The organism is Dellaglioa sp. CoH-55-MRSF-9 (assembly GCF_056782155.1).
This window is the reverse complement of record NZ_JBXAYG010000139.1, coordinates 1-250: the sequence shown is the minus strand read 5'-3', so window position 1 is coordinate 250 and position 250 is coordinate 1. Positions and strand designations below refer to the sequence as shown.

1 protein-coding gene is annotated in these 250 nt (G+C 78.4%); it reads left to right on the top strand.

The genetic code is table 11. The annotated features are described in order from the left end of the window. Nucleotides 1-250: hypothetical protein (locus AC1RPV_RS08095; RefSeq protein ID WP_481764251.1), on the top strand; the 250-nt coding region annotated here is incomplete at both ends.

The window sequence follows — 250 nt, the reverse complement described above, 5'->3', positions numbered from 1 at the left end:
AAGCGGGGCTGGTCGAGACCAGGCGCGGCCGCGACGGCGGCTCCTTCGTCGTGCACCCGGGCGACGGCGACGAGGCGCTGCTCGCCACCCGGCTCCGCGGCTTCTCGCAGGTGGAGCTGAGCGACCTCGCGGTCTACGTGACGGCGATCGCGGCCGGCTGCGCGGATCGCGCGGCCGAGCGCTCGACCCCCGCCGACGACGCCAGGCTGGCGGCGTGGCTGGCGGCCGCCGACTTCACCGGGCCGGCCGC